Genomic DNA, 15,992 nt, shown 5'->3' on the forward strand with positions numbered 1-15,992 from the left:
ACCCGGTCTTCGGCGCGGGCGTTGGTCAGTCAGCAGGCTTTGTGCCCGTAGTTTTCATCTTTGCAGGGAGACAGACATGTCGTCACAGGTTCCATCCGCCGAGGCCCAGACCGTGATTTCCTTTCATGACGATCACACCATGCCCCAGATCGGGCTGGGCGTGTGGGAAACGCCGCCGGATGAGACGGCCGAGGTCGTGAAGGAAGCCGTGAAGCTCGGTTACCGGTCTGTCGATACGGCGCGTCTGTACAAGAACGAGGAAGGTGTCGGCAAAGGTCTGGAAGACCATCCGGAAATCTTCCTGACGACCAAGCTCTGGAATGACGAGCAGGGCTATGACAGCACCCTGCGGGCGTATGAAGAAAGCGCGCGCCTGCTGCGTCGTCCGGTGCTGGACCTGTATCTGATCCACTGGCCGATGCCGGCTCAGGGGCAGTATGTCGAGACGTGGAAGGCACTCGTCGAGCTGAAGAAATCCGGTCGTGTGAAGTCCATCGGCGTGTCCAATTTCGAGTCGGAGCATCTGGAGCGGATCATGGATGCCACGGGTGTCGTGCCGGTCGTCAACCAGATCGAGCTGCATCCCGATTTCCAGCAGCGCGCCCTGCGGGAATTCCACGAGAAGCACAACATCCGCACCGAGTCCTGGCGCCCGCTGGGCAAGGGGCGCGTCCTGAGCGATGAGCGGATCGGGAAGATCGCTGAAAAGCACAGCCGGACTCCGGCGCAGGTCGTGATCCGCTGGCATCTTCAGAATGGACTGATCGTCATTCCGAAATCGGTCAATCCCAAGCGTCTGGCTGAAAATCTGGATGTGTTCGGCTTCGTGCTGGATGCGGATGACATGCAGGCCATCGAACAGATGGACCGCAAGGATGGCCGGATGGGCGCTGATCCGAATACGGCGAAATTCTGAGGAATATTCCCCTTTAGCAACATTAAGTAAAAAATCAGGCCTGTGCTATGGGCTGCCTCATGCAACCGGAAGGTGGATGGCATGAGGCAGCGTTTCAGTCGGGGTTTTGGGGCGATACTGGCGGTTCTTGCGGGGCTCGGAGTCTCCGCTGCCGGCGCCCAGACCGTGGGGGAGCAGACCGCAACCGGGCAGGGGAAGGCCTGGACGGATCAGTGGTTTTCCGACGTCTCTTTTGGCGCCCAGATCGAAGGTGGCGTGATGGGCAGTTCCAGCCATCCCGCCAGCAACCTCAATTTCGGCCAGCTCCTCTCCCCCTATGCCGATCAGGCGACGCTGAACCAGCTCACCTTCACGCTCACCAAACCGGTCGATCCGATCGGCGGCGGGTATGGCCTGGGGATGAACCTGCGGATGCTCTATGGCTCTGACGCCCGCAGCTACACGATTGCCGGTGTTTCAGACCGCTGGATCAACGGCCGCTATCAGGCCATGCCGGTCTTTGCGAATGTCGCGATCCACATGCCCTGGTTTACGGCTAAAGGGCTGGACGGGCAGATCGGTATCCTGACCTCCCCCATGGGTGTGGAGGCGCTCGATCCCTCGACCCGCGCTTTCTATACGCTGGCCTATACGACGGAATATTCCACGCCGTTCGAGCATGTGGGCGGCATGTTCCAGCTTCATCTGGACGATCATTTCGATCTTCAGTTCGGTGCGGATACCGGCAACCAGACGTCTTTCGGACGCGGCGACAATAATGGCCGTCCTGCGGGCTATATCGGTGTGACGGGCAACAATCTGGCGGACGGGCATTTGTCCTTCACCTATCTGCTGCGGGTCGGACCGGAAAATGCCGTGCGTTCTCTTGGGTCACGGGCGAATGGCGCCATGCGGTACTGGAACGATCTGAACGGGACCTGGACGTTCTCGAAAAAATGGAGCGTCACGGCGGAGCTGAACCAGCTTCACGACGAAGGCCTGCATGCCGATACATACAGTGCGGTCGTCTGGGACGGGTGGCACATTCGTCCGAATTGGACCGTCAATGCGCGGGCCGAACTGTACCGGGACAATACCGGAAGTTTCGTGGCGAGTTTCGCGGAGAATGAAGGCTATGCGCAGGCCATGCTCGGCAATCCGACGCGTTCGGAATCCGCGCCGGCCACGACCTATGGGGCCCTGACGCTGAACACGGTCTGGCGGCCGGATGTGGGGCATCACGTCAAGCTGCTCCAGTTCCGGCCGGAACTGCGCTTTGACCGTTCGCTCAATGGCACGCGCCCGTTCGATGACCAGCACCACATGGGACGGATCCTGTTCGGGGCGGACATGACGCTGGGGTTCTGAACGGGGAGGTGCGCTTGCCGCCGGATTATGGCAAGGAGATTGTCATGACGACTCCGAACGAAACCGATTTCCGCAAAGCCATGTCCCATTTTGCCACGGGTGTTGCCGTGGTGACGGCCAAAGGCAGCGAAGGCGAGCAGGGCGCGACCATCAGCGCCCTGACGTCCGTGTCACTCGATCCGCTTCTGCTGCTGATCTGTCTTAACCGGGCCAGCGCGACCTACCGTGCGATTGCGGAAGCCGGGGTGTTCGGCCTCAGCATTCTGGGCAACGACCACAAGGATGTGGCGATGCTGTTCGCCAGCCGCACGGCCGACAAGTTCGGGTCGGACGTGATCGAGCGCGCGGCGGATGGCACGGCCTTCGTCCGCAACGCACTGGTCAAGATGCACTGCGAACTGGTCGAGACGTTCCAGGGCGGTACGCATGCCCTGTTCATGGCACGTCCCGTTGCGCTGGAACTCGATGAGAACCGCCCGCCGCTGCTGTATTTCCAGGGGCAGCTCGGCATTACGCTCTGATCCGTCCGTACGCTCCCGTTCCCGGTTCAGGGGGCGGGAGGGAATGGAAGGACGTGCTTTTCCGATTTAGTTGAGAATAATTATCATTCGCGATAAATCCCGCGCCTCTTATGGAGTGAGAGTGTGTGATGCGGGTGCATGCATGTTTTATTCCCTGTGCGGCGATCCTGATCGGGCTGCCCGCAGGTGTTGTATCTGCGCAGGATCTGGAGGGCGGGGCGGACCGTCTTCAGCATATTCCAAAGGCGTCGCCTTCCCGGAAACAGCCTTCTTCGTCCCGCGCCGGAGCTGTGGAGACGGTCCGGGTTCATGCCAGTCATGCCAGTCTGCTGGCTGCAAGCGGGAATGCTGCGACCAAGACGTCCACGCCCCTTGAGGACGTTCCACAGAACCTGACGGTCATCACACAGGCGCGGATGTCGATGCTCAACTCGCGCAGCCTCTCCGAAGCGGTACGATACGCGGCGGGTGTTTCCGATTACGGCTCCAAGGATGACCCGCGCGGCTATCTGGGCACGATCCGGGGCTTTTCTCCAGATATCTATCTGGATGGCATCCGTACGCCGGATGCTTCCAGTTCCCAGTCCTTCAGTATTGAACCCTGGGGTCTGGAAGAAATGGATGTGCTTCGCGGGGCGTCTTCGGCGCTGTATGGGTCCGGCCAGCTTGGCGGGATTATCAATGCCGTCAGCAAGCGCCCGCGCGTGGACCAGCAGAATCAGGTCGCGTTCCAGACAGGATCCTACAGTCGCGTTCAGGGGGCGGCGGATGTCGGGGGCGCACTGAATGCGTCCAAAACGCTGCTCTGGCGTTTCAACGGGCTGCTCCGGAAATCCGATACCTATGCGAAGAACATCAAGAACAATGAGGTCTATGTCGCGCCGTCTCTGAGCTGGCGTCCGGATGACAGAACGGATTTCACGATTCTGGCGAGCTATGAACAGCTCGATGCGGGCTCGACGGCCCAGTTCCTGCCGGCGGATGGTACGATCTATGCCAGCCCGTATGGATATATCGCCCGCAATTTCCTGAACAGTGATGCGGATTATGATGTCTATTCGAAACGGCAGGCCGCAATCGGATACAGCTTCACGCGGCGTCTGACGCCCAACTGGACCATCAGTCAGAACATGCGTTACGCCCATCTGGATCTGTCTTACCGGTACGTGACGGCCGTGGCCCTGTCTGCTGACCAGCGGACGCTGACCCGTCAGGCGCTTCTCCAGTCTGCAAACTACAACAATGTCACACTGGACACGCGTTCGGACCTGAAGCTGCGGACGGGCCCGGTCCGGCATGAAATCCTGTTTGGCGTGGATTTCCGGAGCGACTTCATGGCCAACCGTCGTGGACAGAAGACGGCCCCGTCTCTGGATCTGTACAACCCGGTCTGCAGGCCGATTTCCTGGCCAAGCTACGGAACCAAGACCAATACCAATGAAACCGAGACCCAGACGGGTGTGTATGCCCAGGAACAGGCCCGGTGGCATGATTTCTACCTGACCCTGTCCGGGCGGGGTGACTTCACCCAGAGCCTGACGGTCAATAACCTGACAGCCGGCCGCACGCCGCAGCAGGACAACGCTTTCACGGGCCGCGTGGGACTTTTGTACAAATCGCCGATCGGTCTGTCGCCCTATGTGTCCTATGCCACGTCATTCCAGCCGCAGGTCGGCACGACGCGCCTGAACACGCCTTATCTGCCGACGCGAGGCCGGCAGATCGAGGCCGGTCTGAAATACAAGCCGCCCCATGGAACGCCCTGGGGCGAGGATTTCATGCTGACTGCGGATTTCTTCGATCTCGTCGAGACGAATGTCCTCACGACAGACCCCGAAGATTCCACCTATGACATCCAGACCGGTGAACAGCGCACCCGGGGCTTCGAGGCTGAAGGTGTGGGGCGCCTGCCGTATCGCATCGATATGCTGGCCTCGTTTACCTATCAGGACCCGCGGATCACCAAAACGACCGTTGCCGCGCAGCTCAATCAGCGGCCGGTCGCTATCCCGTCCCACATGGCATCGCTCTTTCTCAAGCGGGATTTCCGGCTGACGAAGGACTGGATGACAGGGATCGGTGGGGGTGTGCGCTATACGGGGAATACGGCCGGCGCACTGCCTGAGACATTCTCCGTTCCCAGCCAGCTTGTCTGGGACCTTCAGGCCCATGTGGACTATCAGCGCTTCGGGGTGCAGTTCAACGGGACCAATCTTGCGAACCGCCATTATGTTGCGGTCTGTACACGTTCGGTTGCTTGTGCATGGGCTCCGGGCCGGGCAGTCTTCGTAACCCTTTCCTATCGCTGGTGACCATGTTGGTTGTCCTGATCCTCGCAAGCGTGGCTGTCGTTCTGTCGGCTGTCCTGTTTTACGTGTCCGTGCCTTCCCAGCGTCTGCGACAGAGGCCATTGCCTGGGCGGTCCGGATGGCTGTGGGGTCTGGGATGCCTGATCGCTGGAACGGTCCTCTTCAGTCGCGTTCTCCAGCCTGTGGCCGCGATACTGATCGTCATGACGCTTCTGATGGTCTCCTGCATCGGGGTCACGCTTCTGGTGGCGGTCGGAAAACAGGAGGGACGCAGCCTGTGACCGATACGATGCACGAGCCGCGCAACGCTCCGCTGGATGGACGGGGATGGGCAGGCAAAGGGCTGGCGGGGCTTGTTCTCGGAGCAACCCTGGCCACGGGGCTTATGGGTGTTTTCGGACTGCTCTTTCATGCCGATGCCCAGTTCAGGACGGCTGCCGCGCAGATACTGCGCTGGTTTCCTGGCCCTGTCCTTCCTTTTCCGCTCTCCCGTGCGGGCCTGGACAACGCTGGGCGTTCTGAATGGGGTGGTCTGGGCCGCCTATCTGCTGTTGCGAGGCATCCTGGTATGAAGATCCGTGGCGATATCGTCCGGTTGTACCGGAATGTTCACAGCTGGGTCGGCATCATGGCCGGTCTGTTTCTGTTTGTCGCGTTCTATGCCGATGGCATGACGATGTTCGAGGGTGTGCTGGAAAGCTGGTCCGCCCGGCCGGCCGCATTACCTGCGGCTGTCCCGGTGGAGCATCTTCCGGACCTTCTGCAGAAGGCTTTCGCGGCCGATCCGTCTGCGGTGGCAAACCATACGGTGATCCTGCATCCCGATGTTGCCCATTCCTCCAGCCTGATATGGTCGGCATCCCATGACCGTGAGCATGGTCCCGCACGGACGGTGTATGCAGGCCTGGCGCCGGACGGGGGCTTGATAACGCGGACACAGACCCCCTCACAGGCCGCCAGTTTCATCAATATCCTGCACCAGCGGATCGGACTGCCGCTCGGGCGGGAATCCGGCCGTCTGGTCATGGGGATCGTGGCGCTGCTTTATGCGGTGGCCCTGGTGTCGGGGACAGTGGTGGTGCTGCCCTCTCTGGTCCGGAATCTGTTTGCGCTGCGTCTGACAGAAAGCCTGCGCCGGATGTGGCTGGATTTTCACACGCTTCTGGGTGTGTGTTCGCTCCCGTTTCATATCGTCATGGCGGCGACGGCTGCGGGATTTGCTTTCCAGCGCCCGATCATGACACTGGAGCAGAGCCTTTTCCGTCCGGCTCCCTATGTCGAAAGCACGCAGGGTGGGCATGATGGAACCCATGCCCACCATCACGGGGGCGGGCATCCGGGAATGGAACGGCCGCTTCTGGATCCGGGAGCGCTGGTCGCGTCTCTGGCGGAACAGGTGCCGGATTTCGAGCCGGATGCGCTCGTCTATTCCACCCGGAACGGCAAACTCTCCCTCCGCGTGACCGGACATGACACCCGCCACGTGACTCGGCGTCCTGATGGCGGCTATGTGGATGTTGATCCCTATGGCGGCCGTATAACGTCCATGGATTTCCTGCCTGGCCATCAGGGAGGAGGCTTTCTGGCACTGACCACCATCTATGCGCTGCATTTCGGGGCGTTTGGTGGTCTGTGGGGGCGGGCAGGTTACGCGTTGCTCGGCTTTGGCGGGGCTTTCCTGTTCTATTCCGGAAACCGGCTGTGGCTGTCGTCCCGGCGTCGGCGGGAGCGCAGCGCCGGGCTGGGCAGGACAGTCTGGGCACACGTCTGCTTTCGGTGCTTACGGCAGGAGGGATGCTCGGATGCATCTGTGGGGTTTCAGTCGTTTTTGCGGCTGTTCCCCTGCTGCCGGAAGGGGGACATTATCAGAGCATCGAGGCCATATTTTACGCTGTTCTGTTCGGATGTGTGGTTATGGCGGCATGGCTGGGGGGCGAGCGCAGCACGCGCCCGCTTGTCGGGCTGGCTGGTGTCCTGACCCTACTGATCCCCGTCACTGATGGTCTGTCGCGACTGCTGCTGGCGCGACCGATCACGGGAAACGTGATCGGCGTGGATATCGTCGCTTTGGTTTATGGTCTGGTGCTGCTCCTGACGGCCATGCGGGCAACGCGGGCACTGGCAGCCGGCGGTATGGAGGAGACGGTCAGGGCCTGAAAGACGTCCAGACCGATGCAATCTGCCGGATCGCTTCGCCGAGCGGAAAGAGCCGGGACGGGGCTGACCCCACATGCCCGTGCCGGAGCATGACATGCCCATCCAGTGCTGCCCCCGCCGGGAGGAAACGTTCGGGCCTGGTGCAGAGGGTGTGAAACCGGACCCAGCGCCGCTCCCCATCCACCATAATGGCAGTTCCATCTTCCTGCGTCGGGCCATCGGGCTCGGCGAGGCGTTCGGCCAGATGGAGCGCCGTGCAGCTTTCCCATCCCGTTCCGATCATCAGGACATGGGCATCCCTGTCCGCCAGAACCGCCAGCGGAGAAGCCGTACCAAACGGATCTTCAAGCGGTTGCCGGGCAAGGATGTCCGTCGCCAGCGGGCCAAGCGCCGTGAACGAGACCTGCGGATGCGTACTGCGCTGCACGCCGGGCCATGTCCTGAAGGTTTCGGCGATCTGCCCCATGCCGCGCGTGGGGGTGAGGCGCGGGTCATAGGGCGGCATGGTGGCCCGGATCGTCTCCCACCAGCTTTCCGGCACCGGCGGATCGCACCAGCCTGACGGATCGCTCAGTTCGGAAGACTGCGCGGGCATGACGATCGTGCCCTCCGGCCCGACTGCCTGAAGCAGGCTCCAGATCACGGCGGGCGCCCCACCGCAGACCCATCCGATCCGGCTCAGCGACGCATGGACCAGCAGCGTCATGCCGGGCGTGATCCCCAGACGCTGAAAGTCCACCACAAGGCGTGCCTGCGTGACGGGTCCGCTGGAGCGGGCGATGGCGGCGGCTTCGGTCATGGACTGGTTCAGCCGCGGCCGCGATAGCCGGGGACGTCCTGCGCGGGAATCCACACGCCCTTCGGCGGTTCGCCCGTCTGCCAGAACACGTCGATCGGGATGCCGCCGCGCGGATACCAGTACGCTCCGATCCGTAGCCACTGCGGGTCAAGCAGGGCGACCAGACGTTCGGCGATGGCGATGGAGCAGTCTTCATGGAACGCGCCATGATTACGAAAGCTGGTCAGGAAGAGCTTGAGGGACTTGCTCTCCACGATCCATTCGCCGGGGATGTAGTCGATGACGATATGCGCGAAATCCGGCTGTCCCGTGACCGGGCAGAGCGAGGTGAACTCTGGCGCCGTGAAGCGCACGACATACTGCCGGCCCTGATGCGGGGAAGGGACGCGCTCCAGGACGGCTTCCTCGGGACTCTGCGGTGTGGTGGTGGCGCGGCCGAGTTGGCTAAGGGCGTCGGTGCCGGGTGCGGACGGGCCGGTCGGGTGATGGTCGGACATGGGGCTGAACTCCTTAAAGGGGCCGTGTTTTGTGTGATGTGGCCCAGCTTTCCCGCAGGCTCAAGGCGTCTTCAGGACGAAAAGACAGTGACAGAGTTTGCATATTGGCGGGATTCGGTGCAGAAGACGGCGCAAATCCTCTCTTCGATGCCTCCCGTCTGGAAGACCACATGGAACTCCGTAATATCGCCATCATCGCGCACGTCGATCATGGCAAAACCACGCTGGTTGACGCGCTTCTCAAACAGTCCGGTTCTTTCCGCGACAACCAGCACGTTGCCGACCGCGCGATGGACAGCAACGACCTCGAGCGCGAGCGTGGCATCACCATTCTCGCCAAGTGCACGTCCGTTGTCTGGAAAGACACGCGTATCAACATCATCGATACGCCGGGCCACGCCGATTTCGGTGGTGAGGTCGAGCGTATCCTGAGCATGGTGGATGGCGCGATCATCCTCGTCGATGCCGCTGAAGGCGCGCTGCCGCAGACCAAGTTCGTGCTTGGCAAGGCGCTGGCCCGTGGCATCCGTCCGATCGTCGTCGTCAACAAGATCGACCGTTCCGACGCCCGTCCGGACGAAGTGCACGAAGAGATCTTCGACCTGTTCGCCTCCCTCGGCGCCGACGAGTTCCAGCTCGACTTCCCGATGCTCTACGCTTCGGGCCGTCAGGGCTGGGCCGATCTGGAACTGGACGGACCGAAGAAGGATCTGGCCCCGCTGTTCGACCTGGTGCTGCGCCATGTGCCGACGCCGAACGTGGACAAGGACGCGCCGTTCGGAATGGTCTCCACCATTCTCGAGAGCGACAACTTCCTGGGCCGCATCCTGACGGGTCGTATTGATCAGGGTCGTGCGAAGGTGAACATGCCGGTGCGCGTGCTGCGTCCGGATGGCACGGTTGTCGAAACCGGCCGTCTGACGAAGCTGCTCTCCTTCCGTGGCCTGGACCGCGTGCCCGTCGAGGAAGCCGAAGCCGGTGACATCGTGGCCGTGGCCGGTCTGTCCGAGGCAACGATTCCCGACACGATCGCCGATCCGTCCGTGGAAGAGCCGCTGCCGTCGCGTCCGGTCGATCCGCCGACCCTGTCCATGACCTTCCGCATCAACGATGGCCCGCTGGGCGGTCGTGAAGGCAAGAAGGTGACGTCGCGCCAGATCCGTGACCGTCTCTTCAAGGAAACCGAAGGCAACGTGGCCATCAAGGTGACGGAAAGCCCGGAAAGCGAAGCGTTCGAAGTCGCTGGCCGTGGCGAACTCCAGCTTGGCGTTCTCATCGAGACGATGCGTCGCGAAGGCTTTGAGCTGACGATCGGCCGTCCGCGCGTTCTCTTCCGTGAAAACGAAGAGACCGGTGAGCGTGAAGAGCCGTTCGAAGAAGTCCTGGTGGACGTGGACGAGCCGTATTCCGGCGTTGTCGTCGAGAAGATGTCCCTGCGTAAGGGCGTCATGCAGGACATGCGTCCGTCCGGTGGCGGGAAGGTCCGTCTGACGTTCCTGATCCCGTCGCGCGGCCTGATCGGCTATCACGGCGAGTTCCTGACCGACACGCGCGGTACGGGCCTCATGAACCGTCTGTTCCACGGCTACCTGCCGTATGTCGGCCCGATCGAAGGCCGTCGCAACGGTTCGCTGATCTCCGCTGAAGACGGCACGACGACGCAGTACGCGCTGTTCTCCCTGCAGGATCGCGGCACGATGTTCGTCGATGCCGGCGAGAAGATCTACACGGGCATGATCCTCGGCGAGCACTCGCGCGAGAACGATCTGGACGTCAACGCGGTTCGCGAAAAGAAGCTGACCAACATGCGTGCTTCCGGCAAGGACGAAGCCCTGCTTCTGACGCCGCCGCGCCGCATGAGCCTCGAGCAGGCCATCGCCTACATTGAAGACGATGAACTGGTCGAAGTCACGCCGTCTGCCATCCGGATCCGCAAGCGTTACCTGGATCCGCACGAGCGCAAGCGTGCGTCCAAGTCCCGCGAGAGTTGATCCGTCCTTATAGGACCGGTTTCATGGAAAAGGCGTGTCCCGGAACTTCCGGGGCACGCCTTTTTTCATGGGTGCATAATGGAGTTTGTCTGAATTGAGGCGCCTTTGTGTATTGCACGGAAGCGGGACTGAAATTTCATAAAGTTAATGCGCGACCGTGTCAGACAGGAATGATAATGTTGCGGCCAAGGCCACTTCGGGAAACCTGAATGCTGGCTCGTCTTTATTCTGTTGTGGAGCTCCGTTTCCAGATGCGTCTTTTCAACCGTTCCCTGATCGCCGCCGTTTCCGCCCTAGCCCTGACGGCTGCTCCGGCGTTCGCCGATCCCGCCACGACGGCTGCTCCCGCTGCGCCTGCCGCTGAAGCTCCTGCCGCCCCGGCTGCCGAAGCCACCCCTGCTGCACCTGCTGCCGAGTCCGATGCTGCCACGGAGACGGGCACGAAGAAGCATCACGACAAGGGCAAGAAGCACCACCACAAGCACAAGCACCACAAGAAGACCTCCGCTGCCACGGACGCCGCTCCGACCGAAGCTGCTCCGTCCAACTGAGGACATGTTTTCCGGCCTGTCACAGGGCCACAGGACACGGAACGGGGTCTGCTCAGGCAGGCCCCGTTTTTTTTATGAGGAAAGCCAGCCACAGGGCCGGTTGGATTTCTGTAGGGCCATTGAATAAGAGAATCGACTTTTTCAAAAAAGCTCTTCAGGTCCTCTTCAGTACATTCGATCCTGTACTGATTGTTTTCCGGTGTAGGCCATTTGCAGTTTCTGGTTACATAGACATTCTGATGTCCCATCAGATAACCGATATGCAGCTGCACAGCATTCCAGAACCCAAGGCATCCTACGACGGTGCCAGGGGATGAAAAAAGGGTGCTGTGCATACCGGAGCCATGCTCTCCAACAACAGCCGCAGCTTCGGAGAAGATCCGGATCTGCTCCTCAAGAGAGAATTTTTCCGGATGGATGATTTCATATCCCCGATCCAGAGCCATTTCCTCGAAAAGGGCGCGGCGGGAGAGCTGTCGGTTGCTGTGAAGAAAATCGGATCGGGACACAGGATCTTGCGTGTCTTTTTCTCGCTCCCGGAAGAAGGCGTCAGGGACGTATAGAAATCCCGGACGAAGCTGTGGAATGAAAACTCGTTAGTATAACAATAGGAGGGAAGAATGGCCTCCCGGCACAGGACGATGTCGGATCCTGGGTTGTAATTGATAATATTTTCTCTTCTGACGCCGAGGGCAAACTCCAGAAAACGATAGACCCACTGAGGGCTGGAATGCGGGAGGAGGATTTTCGTTTTGGAAAATTGTTCGCCTATCGTCGCTTTTGCAACGGCAAATCTGGGCAGATAATCAATCAGCCAGTGCCCCCAGACGTCGAACGATACGCCGTCTCCTATGACGACGGGTTCGTCGATGACGATCTTGTTTTTTTGTGACTGAAGAAAATAATCGTCTTCTTGTGGAATGCTGCGCTGATTATCAAAGCCTGTGGCGCAGTCATAAACAAGATTGGTGTTGAGGATATTGCTGCCCGGTCTGGTAACGACCAGATTTCTCACATTGTAGCAACCTACGGGATTAAGATCCTGTGTGGGTCTTTTCCAGTGGTAATTGTAGGCCCAGTTACGGTCGTCAGTAAGCTCCCAGATTCTGAAGGGGCCAACAACTTTCTCCGCAGGTCGGAACTCATGAAAATGCGAAACACCGCAAGGCGCAGTGTTTGAGCCTTTGGAAATATCGGAAAAATTCATTGCGTATCCAGTTTGTGCAACGCATGCGTATAACAGCATACTCATCGATTAGCACTGAACTGTAACGCTACTCTTGAAATCCAGAAAACGGCAAAAGAGGCAATAGTCTGGTATCCTGTCCACAAGGACCATAATGGTTTGCGGACAGGAAATTTCTCAGACGCCGTAGCGGTCGAGCGACAGGTCGAGGGATGGAATGGCCGTCTGGCGGCTGGAGATCTGGTCCGCGACGATCTGGCCGGAGCCTGCCGCCATCGTCCAGCCCAGCGTGCCATGGCCGGTGTTGAGCCACAGATTGCCATAGCGCGGGGAAGGGCCGACAATCGGCGTGCCATCCGGCGTGCAGGGGCGCAGGCCCGTCCAGTATTTCGCAGATGACAGGCCGCCGCCGCCATACATCTCGCTGAAGGACAGTTCCAGCGTCTCGCGACGGTCCGGGCTGAGGCGCAGGTTGAAGCCGTTCAGCTCCGCCGTGCCGCCGATGCGGATGCGGTCGCCAAGGCGTGTGATGGCAACCTTGTACGTCTCGTCATTGACGGTGGAAACCGGGGCGCGGCTTTCATCCGCGATCGGCATGGTCAGGGAGTAGCCCTTGACCGGATAGATCGGCAGACGCAGTTCCAGCGGCTTGAGGAAGCGCGGCGAATAGCTGCCGAGTGCCAGAACGTAGCGGTCGGCGGTCATGCGGCCGGCGCTGGTGCGGATGCTGACGATGGCATCGCTGGCGGCTTCCAGAGCTTCGATCGTAACGCCGAGATGGAACTTCACGCCCTTTTCCTCGGCCATCTTGGCCAGACGGCGTGTGAAAAGATGCGCATCGCCCGTCTGGTCACCCGGCAGCAGCAGGCCGCCCTTGAGCAGGTGCCGCGCATGGGCAAGGCCGGGCTCGCGGGCGAGGATCTCGTCCACGGTCAGCAGCTTGTGCTCGACACTGCTTTCGGCAAGCAGGCGCATGTCTTCGGCGGCGTATTCGATCTGGCTGTCGGTACGGAACAGCTGGATCAGACCCTTCTGGGCGCCGTCATAGGTGATGCCGGTGTCCGCACGCAGGGCGTCCAGACGGTCACGCGCATATTCCGCGATCCGCAGCATCCGGCCCTTGTTGATGTCATAGGCCTTTTCCGTGCAGTTCATGAGCAGCTCGCCCATGAAGCGGAACATGGCCGTATCAAAGCGCGGACGGATCACGAGCGGGCTGTGCTTCTCGAACATCCACTTCGCGGCCTTGAACGGCAGTCCCGGCATGGCCCAGGGAGTGGAATAGCCCGGAGAGACCTGACCTGCATTGGCAAAGGACGTTTCCAGACCCACACCCGGCTGGCGGTCGATGACTTCGACTTCGTGGCCTTCCTGAGCGAGATACCAGGCCGTTGTCACGCCGATGACGCCGGCGCCCATAACGATGACTTTCATATCTGTCCTGCTGTGTTGTCGTTCGTGAAACCGCCCTGAAGCCATGAAAGCCAGCTCAGCGCTGCGAAAAAACCTGTCCGTCCTGCTCCGTCAGCCCGGCACGCCCTTGCTGGTCGAATATTCGAAATGCAGGGCCGTGTCGGGATGGACGATGGCATGGATGGCATGGGCCGCCATGGCGCCTTCGGAGAAGCCCTGAAGGATCAGCTTCAGCTTGCCTGGATAGGTCGCCACGTCCCCGATCGCGAAAATGCCCGGCGTGCTGCTCTCGAGCGTGGCCGGGGTGACGGGGACGGTGTTGCGATGCGTGTCCAGCCCCCAGAGCGCAATCGGCCCCAGATCGGTGGACAGGCCATAGAACGGCAGAAGCGCATCGGCCTCGATATGCCGGGATGTGCCTTCAAGCGTCGTGACTTCCACCGTCGAGAGCACGCCGTCCGTGCCGTGCAGGGCGTGGAGCTGATAGGGCACGACCTTTTCGATCTTGCCAGCCGCAATCTGCTGTTCGATGCGCGAGAGCGTCTCGGGCGCGCCACGGAAGCGGTCCCGGCGATGCAGCAGATAGACCTGGGCGGCCACTTCAGAGAGGGACAGCGCCCAGTCCAGCGCGGAATCGCCACCGCCTGCGACCACGACGCGCTTGCCGGTGAAGTCGGCGCGTTTCTTGACGTAATACTGCACGGCTCCCGTGCGCTCATAGGCTTCAAGCCCGTCGAGCGGTGGACGGTTCGGTCCGAATGCACCGGCACCGGCGGCAATGATGACGGCCTTCGCGGTGATGACGTCGCCGCGTGCGGTCTTCAGCGTGAACGCCCCGCGCTGGCCTTCCAGCGTCTCGACCCGCGAGCCCAGCAGGCGCGGCACGTCGAACGGTGCGATCTGCTGTTCGAGCGCCTCGATCAGCGCGCCGCCTTCGATGGCGGGATGGGCCGGGATGTCGTAGATCGGTTTTTCCGGGTAGAGCGCCGCACATTGTCCGCCTACGCTGTCGAGCGCGTCGATCAGGACGCAGGACAGTTTGAGCATGCCACATTCGAATGCGGCGAAGAGGGCGGTCGGACCGGCGCCGACAATCGCGACATCGGTGTTGAGGGTTTGAGGTGCAGTCGTCATGACCTGTTTCATAATCGGTTTGAAGAGGTTGGGGTAGGGCATTGAAGGCACGATATGCGTTTGTAATTCAGGACCTCAAAGGCCTCGGCGGGACCGAGCGCTCGGCCTGTGCCGTCATGAACGGGCTGGTCCGTCAGGGCTGTGAGGTGCGGCTGGTGGAACTCGTCGGGGCGGGGGCTCCGGCCTTTCCGCTGTCGCCCGAAATCGCCGTCTCGTCCCTGTTCAACCGGCCGGTGAAGATCTTCAATTCCTGGTTCCGCATTGTCTGGCGGCTGTCGCGTCTGCTGAAGCGGGAGAAGATCGACACTTTGGTGGTCGTGGAGTCCACCCACGCGCTCTACGGCGTGGCGGCTGCACGGCTTGCGGGCGTGCGCTGTGTCGTGTGGGAGCATTTCAACTTCAACGTGACGCTGAACCGCCGCAAGCGTGTCTGGGGACGGCAGATCGCCGCGCGCTGGGCCGACGCTGTCGTTGTCCTGACCCAGCGGGACACGGCGCTGTGGCGTGAGGGGACGAGAGTCCGGGCGCGGCTGACCGCCATTCCGAACATGGCGCCGCCCGTGACGGACAGGCCTTATCCGGAAGCGTCCCGGCTGGTTCTGGCCGCAGGTCGTCTGACGGAACAGAAGGGCTATGACCTGCTGCTCCGGGCCTGGCGGATTGTCGAGCAGGATCCACGCAGCGCGGGCTGGGAACTGCTGATCCGTGGCGATGGCCCCGACCGCAATGCCCTGCTTCAGCAGGCTGAAGGTCTGCATCACGTAACAATCGCGCCCGCAACCGGGGGCATCGACGCCGATTATGCCCGCGCCGCGCTGTTCGTGGCATCATCGCGTTATGAGGGCCTGCCAATGGTGCTGCTCGAAGCCATGGCGGCGGGTGTGCCGGTCGTGGCCTTCGACTGTGAGACCGGGCCGGCGGAAATCGTCCGCGATGGCGAGACCGGGTTTCTGGTTCCGCCCGAAGAGCCCGAAGCTCTGGCCATTGCCCTGCTGGAATTGATGGGCGCTCCTGAGCAACGCCAGAGCATGTCGGCCAAGGCACGGCAGCGGGCGGCAGAGTTTCAGGAAGGCCCTGTCATGGCGCGGTGGAAGGCACTTCTTCAGCACACATCCGGCTGAACGGGCACGGATGTTCCCCAAACGTGCTTGCTGGCTCCGGGCAGTCGGGC

Annotated in this window: 15 protein-coding genes; 10 read left to right on the plus strand and 5 right to left on the minus strand. The window is 61.2% G+C overall.

Annotation, left to right across the window (positions count from 1 at the left end; genetic code table 11):
* The first annotated feature begins 76 nt into the window (after positions 1 to 76).
* The 7 genes from GOX01_RS00100 to GOX01_RS13055 all read left to right on the plus strand — a co-directional run bounded on the left by GOX01_RS00100 (position 77) and on the right by GOX01_RS13055 (position 7,250).
* Positions 77 to 916, plus strand: coding sequence for an aldo/keto reductase (locus tag GOX01_RS00100; RefSeq protein WP_062269434.1), 840 nt, complete (start codon positions 77 to 79; stop codon positions 914 to 916).
* 81 nt (positions 917 to 997) lie between these two features.
* The gene (locus GOX01_RS00105) at positions 998 to 2,263 is read left to right on the plus strand and encodes an outer membrane beta-barrel protein (protein WP_011252219.1); all 1,266 of its coding nucleotides are present in this window, start codon (positions 998 to 1,000) and stop codon (positions 2,261 to 2,263) included.
* Positions 2,264 to 2,307: 44 nt separating this feature from the next.
* Positions 2,308 to 2,784: a flavin reductase family protein gene (locus GOX01_RS00110; RefSeq protein WP_024716868.1), complete on the plus strand. Its 477-nt coding sequence runs from the start codon at positions 2,308 to 2,310 to the stop codon at positions 2,782 to 2,784.
* Positions 2,785 to 2,912: 128 nt separating this feature from the next.
* The gene (locus tag GOX01_RS00115) at positions 2,913 to 5,096 is read left to right on the plus strand and encodes a TonB-dependent siderophore receptor (protein WP_174787465.1); all 2,184 of its coding nucleotides are present in this window, start codon (positions 2,913 to 2,915) and stop codon (positions 5,094 to 5,096) included.
* Positions 5,097 to 5,098: 2 nt separating this feature from the next.
* Positions 5,099 to 5,374 (plus strand): hypothetical protein, encoded by a 276-nt coding sequence (locus tag GOX01_RS00120; protein ID WP_049750721.1) that lies wholly within the window; start codon positions 5,099 to 5,101, stop codon positions 5,372 to 5,374.
* Positions 5,371 to 7,071: a PepSY-associated TM helix domain-containing protein gene (locus GOX01_RS00130; RefSeq protein WP_231139123.1), complete on the plus strand. Its 1,701-nt coding sequence runs from the start codon at positions 5,371 to 5,373 to the stop codon at positions 7,069 to 7,071. Before GOX01_RS00120 ends, GOX01_RS00130 begins: the two co-directional genes overlap by 4 nt.
* Positions 7,008 to 7,250, plus strand: a complete 243-nt coding sequence (locus GOX01_RS13055) for a hypothetical protein (RefSeq protein ID WP_228119109.1) — start codon at positions 7,008 to 7,010, stop codon at positions 7,248 to 7,250. Before GOX01_RS00130 ends, GOX01_RS13055 begins: the two co-directional genes overlap by 64 nt.
* On the opposite strand, the gene GOX01_RS00135 is transcribed toward GOX01_RS13055, so the two are convergent.
* Complete coding sequence (locus GOX01_RS00135) at positions 7,240 to 8,049, minus strand: aminoglycoside N(3)-acetyltransferase (RefSeq protein ID WP_011252214.1); 810 nt, start codon at positions 8,047 to 8,049, stop codon at positions 7,240 to 7,242. The genes GOX01_RS13055 and GOX01_RS00135 overlap by 11 nt on opposite strands.
* A gap of 8 nt (positions 8,050 to 8,057) precedes the next feature.
* A complete protein-coding gene (gene queF, locus GOX01_RS00140; RefSeq protein ID WP_011252213.1) occupies positions 8,058 to 8,546 on the minus strand; it encodes a preQ(1) synthase in 489 nt (162 codons plus the stop codon).
* A 170-nt stretch (positions 8,547 to 8,716) separates the two neighbouring features.
* Between queF and typA the strand changes: the two genes are divergently transcribed.
* The gene (typA, locus tag GOX01_RS00145) at positions 8,717 to 10,537 is read left to right on the plus strand and encodes a translational GTPase TypA (protein WP_011252212.1); all 1,821 of its coding nucleotides are present in this window, start codon (positions 8,717 to 8,719) and stop codon (positions 10,535 to 10,537) included.
* A 209-nt stretch (positions 10,538 to 10,746) separates the two neighbouring features.
* Positions 10,747 to 11,088 carry a hypothetical protein gene (locus GOX01_RS00150; RefSeq protein ID WP_174787461.1) on the plus strand — a complete coding sequence of 114 codons (342 nt, stop codon included), beginning with the start codon at positions 10,747 to 10,749 and terminating at the stop codon, positions 11,086 to 11,088.
* Here GOX01_RS00150 and GOX01_RS13060 read toward each other — a convergent pair.
* From GOX01_RS13060 to GOX01_RS00165, 3 genes are all read right to left on the minus strand, one after another.
* Positions 10,989 to 11,534: a glycosyltransferase family 61 protein gene (locus GOX01_RS13060; protein WP_228119122.1), complete on the minus strand. Its 546-nt coding sequence runs from the start codon at positions 11,532 to 11,534 to the stop codon at positions 10,989 to 10,991. The genes GOX01_RS00150 and GOX01_RS13060 overlap by 100 nt on opposite strands.
* A gap of 917 nt (positions 11,535 to 12,451) precedes the next feature.
* The gene (locus tag GOX01_RS00160) at positions 12,452 to 13,708 is read right to left on the minus strand and encodes a D-amino acid dehydrogenase (RefSeq protein ID WP_062269430.1); all 1,257 of its coding nucleotides are present in this window, start codon (positions 13,706 to 13,708) and stop codon (positions 12,452 to 12,454) included.
* Positions 13,709 to 13,798: 90 nt separating this feature from the next.
* On the minus strand, positions 13,799 to 14,821 hold the full coding sequence (locus GOX01_RS00165) for an NAD(P)/FAD-dependent oxidoreductase (RefSeq protein WP_024716865.1): 1,023 nt from the start codon (positions 14,819 to 14,821) through the stop codon (positions 13,799 to 13,801).
* A gap of 41 nt (positions 14,822 to 14,862) precedes the next feature.
* On the opposite strand from GOX01_RS00165, the gene GOX01_RS00170 reads away from it, so the two are divergent.
* Positions 14,863 to 15,942: a glycosyltransferase family 4 protein gene (locus GOX01_RS00170; protein ID WP_011252206.1), complete on the plus strand. Its 1,080-nt coding sequence runs from the start codon at positions 14,863 to 14,865 to the stop codon at positions 15,940 to 15,942.
* The last annotated feature ends 50 nt before the right edge of the window (positions 15,943 to 15,992 follow it).

The sequence above is a fragment of the Gluconobacter oxydans genome, assembly GCF_006539685.1.
In the GTDB taxonomy this organism is placed as follows: domain Bacteria; phylum Pseudomonadota; class Alphaproteobacteria; order Acetobacterales; family Acetobacteraceae; genus Gluconobacter; species Gluconobacter oxydans.

What these genes read in the sequence shown, in the direction of transcription:
- GOX01_RS00100 (WP_062269434.1), top strand. Translation starts at nt 77, where the DNA reads ATGTCGTCACAGGTTCCATCCGCCGAGGCCCAGACCGTGATTTCCTTT.
- GOX01_RS00105 (WP_011252219.1), top strand. Translation starts at nt 998, where the DNA reads ATGAGGCAGCGTTTCAGTCGGGGTTTTGGGGCGATACTGGCGGTTCTT.
- GOX01_RS00110 (WP_024716868.1), top strand. Translation starts at nt 2,308, where the DNA reads ATGACGACTCCGAACGAAACCGATTTCCGCAAAGCCATGTCCCATTTT.
- GOX01_RS00115 (WP_174787465.1), top strand. Translation starts at nt 2,913, where the DNA reads ATGCGGGTGCATGCATGTTTTATTCCCTGTGCGGCGATCCTGATCGGG.
- GOX01_RS00120 (WP_049750721.1), top strand. Translation starts at nt 5,099, where the DNA reads ATGTTGGTTGTCCTGATCCTCGCAAGCGTGGCTGTCGTTCTGTCGGCT.
- GOX01_RS13055 (WP_228119109.1), top strand. Translation starts at nt 7,008, where the DNA reads ATGGCGGCATGGCTGGGGGGCGAGCGCAGCACGCGCCCGCTTGTCGGG.
- GOX01_RS00135 (WP_011252214.1), bottom strand. Translation starts at nt 8,049, where the DNA reads ATGACCGAAGCCGCCGCCATCGCCCGCTCCAGCGGACCCGTCACGCAG.
- queF (WP_011252213.1), bottom strand. Translation starts at nt 8,546, where the DNA reads ATGTCCGACCATCACCCGACCGGCCCGTCCGCACCCGGCACCGACGCC.
- typA (WP_011252212.1), top strand. Translation starts at nt 8,717, where the DNA reads ATGGAACTCCGTAATATCGCCATCATCGCGCACGTCGATCATGGCAAA.
- GOX01_RS00150 (WP_174787461.1), top strand. Translation starts at nt 10,747, where the DNA reads ATGCTGGCTCGTCTTTATTCTGTTGTGGAGCTCCGTTTCCAGATGCGT.
- GOX01_RS13060 (WP_228119122.1), bottom strand. Translation starts at nt 11,534, where the DNA reads ATGGCTCTGGATCGGGGATATGAAATCATCCATCCGGAAAAATTCTCT.
- GOX01_RS00160 (WP_062269430.1), bottom strand. Translation starts at nt 13,708, where the DNA reads ATGAAAGTCATCGTTATGGGCGCCGGCGTCATCGGCGTGACAACGGCC.
- GOX01_RS00165 (WP_024716865.1), bottom strand. Translation starts at nt 14,821, where the DNA reads ATGACGACTGCACCTCAAACCCTCAACACCGATGTCGCGATTGTCGGC.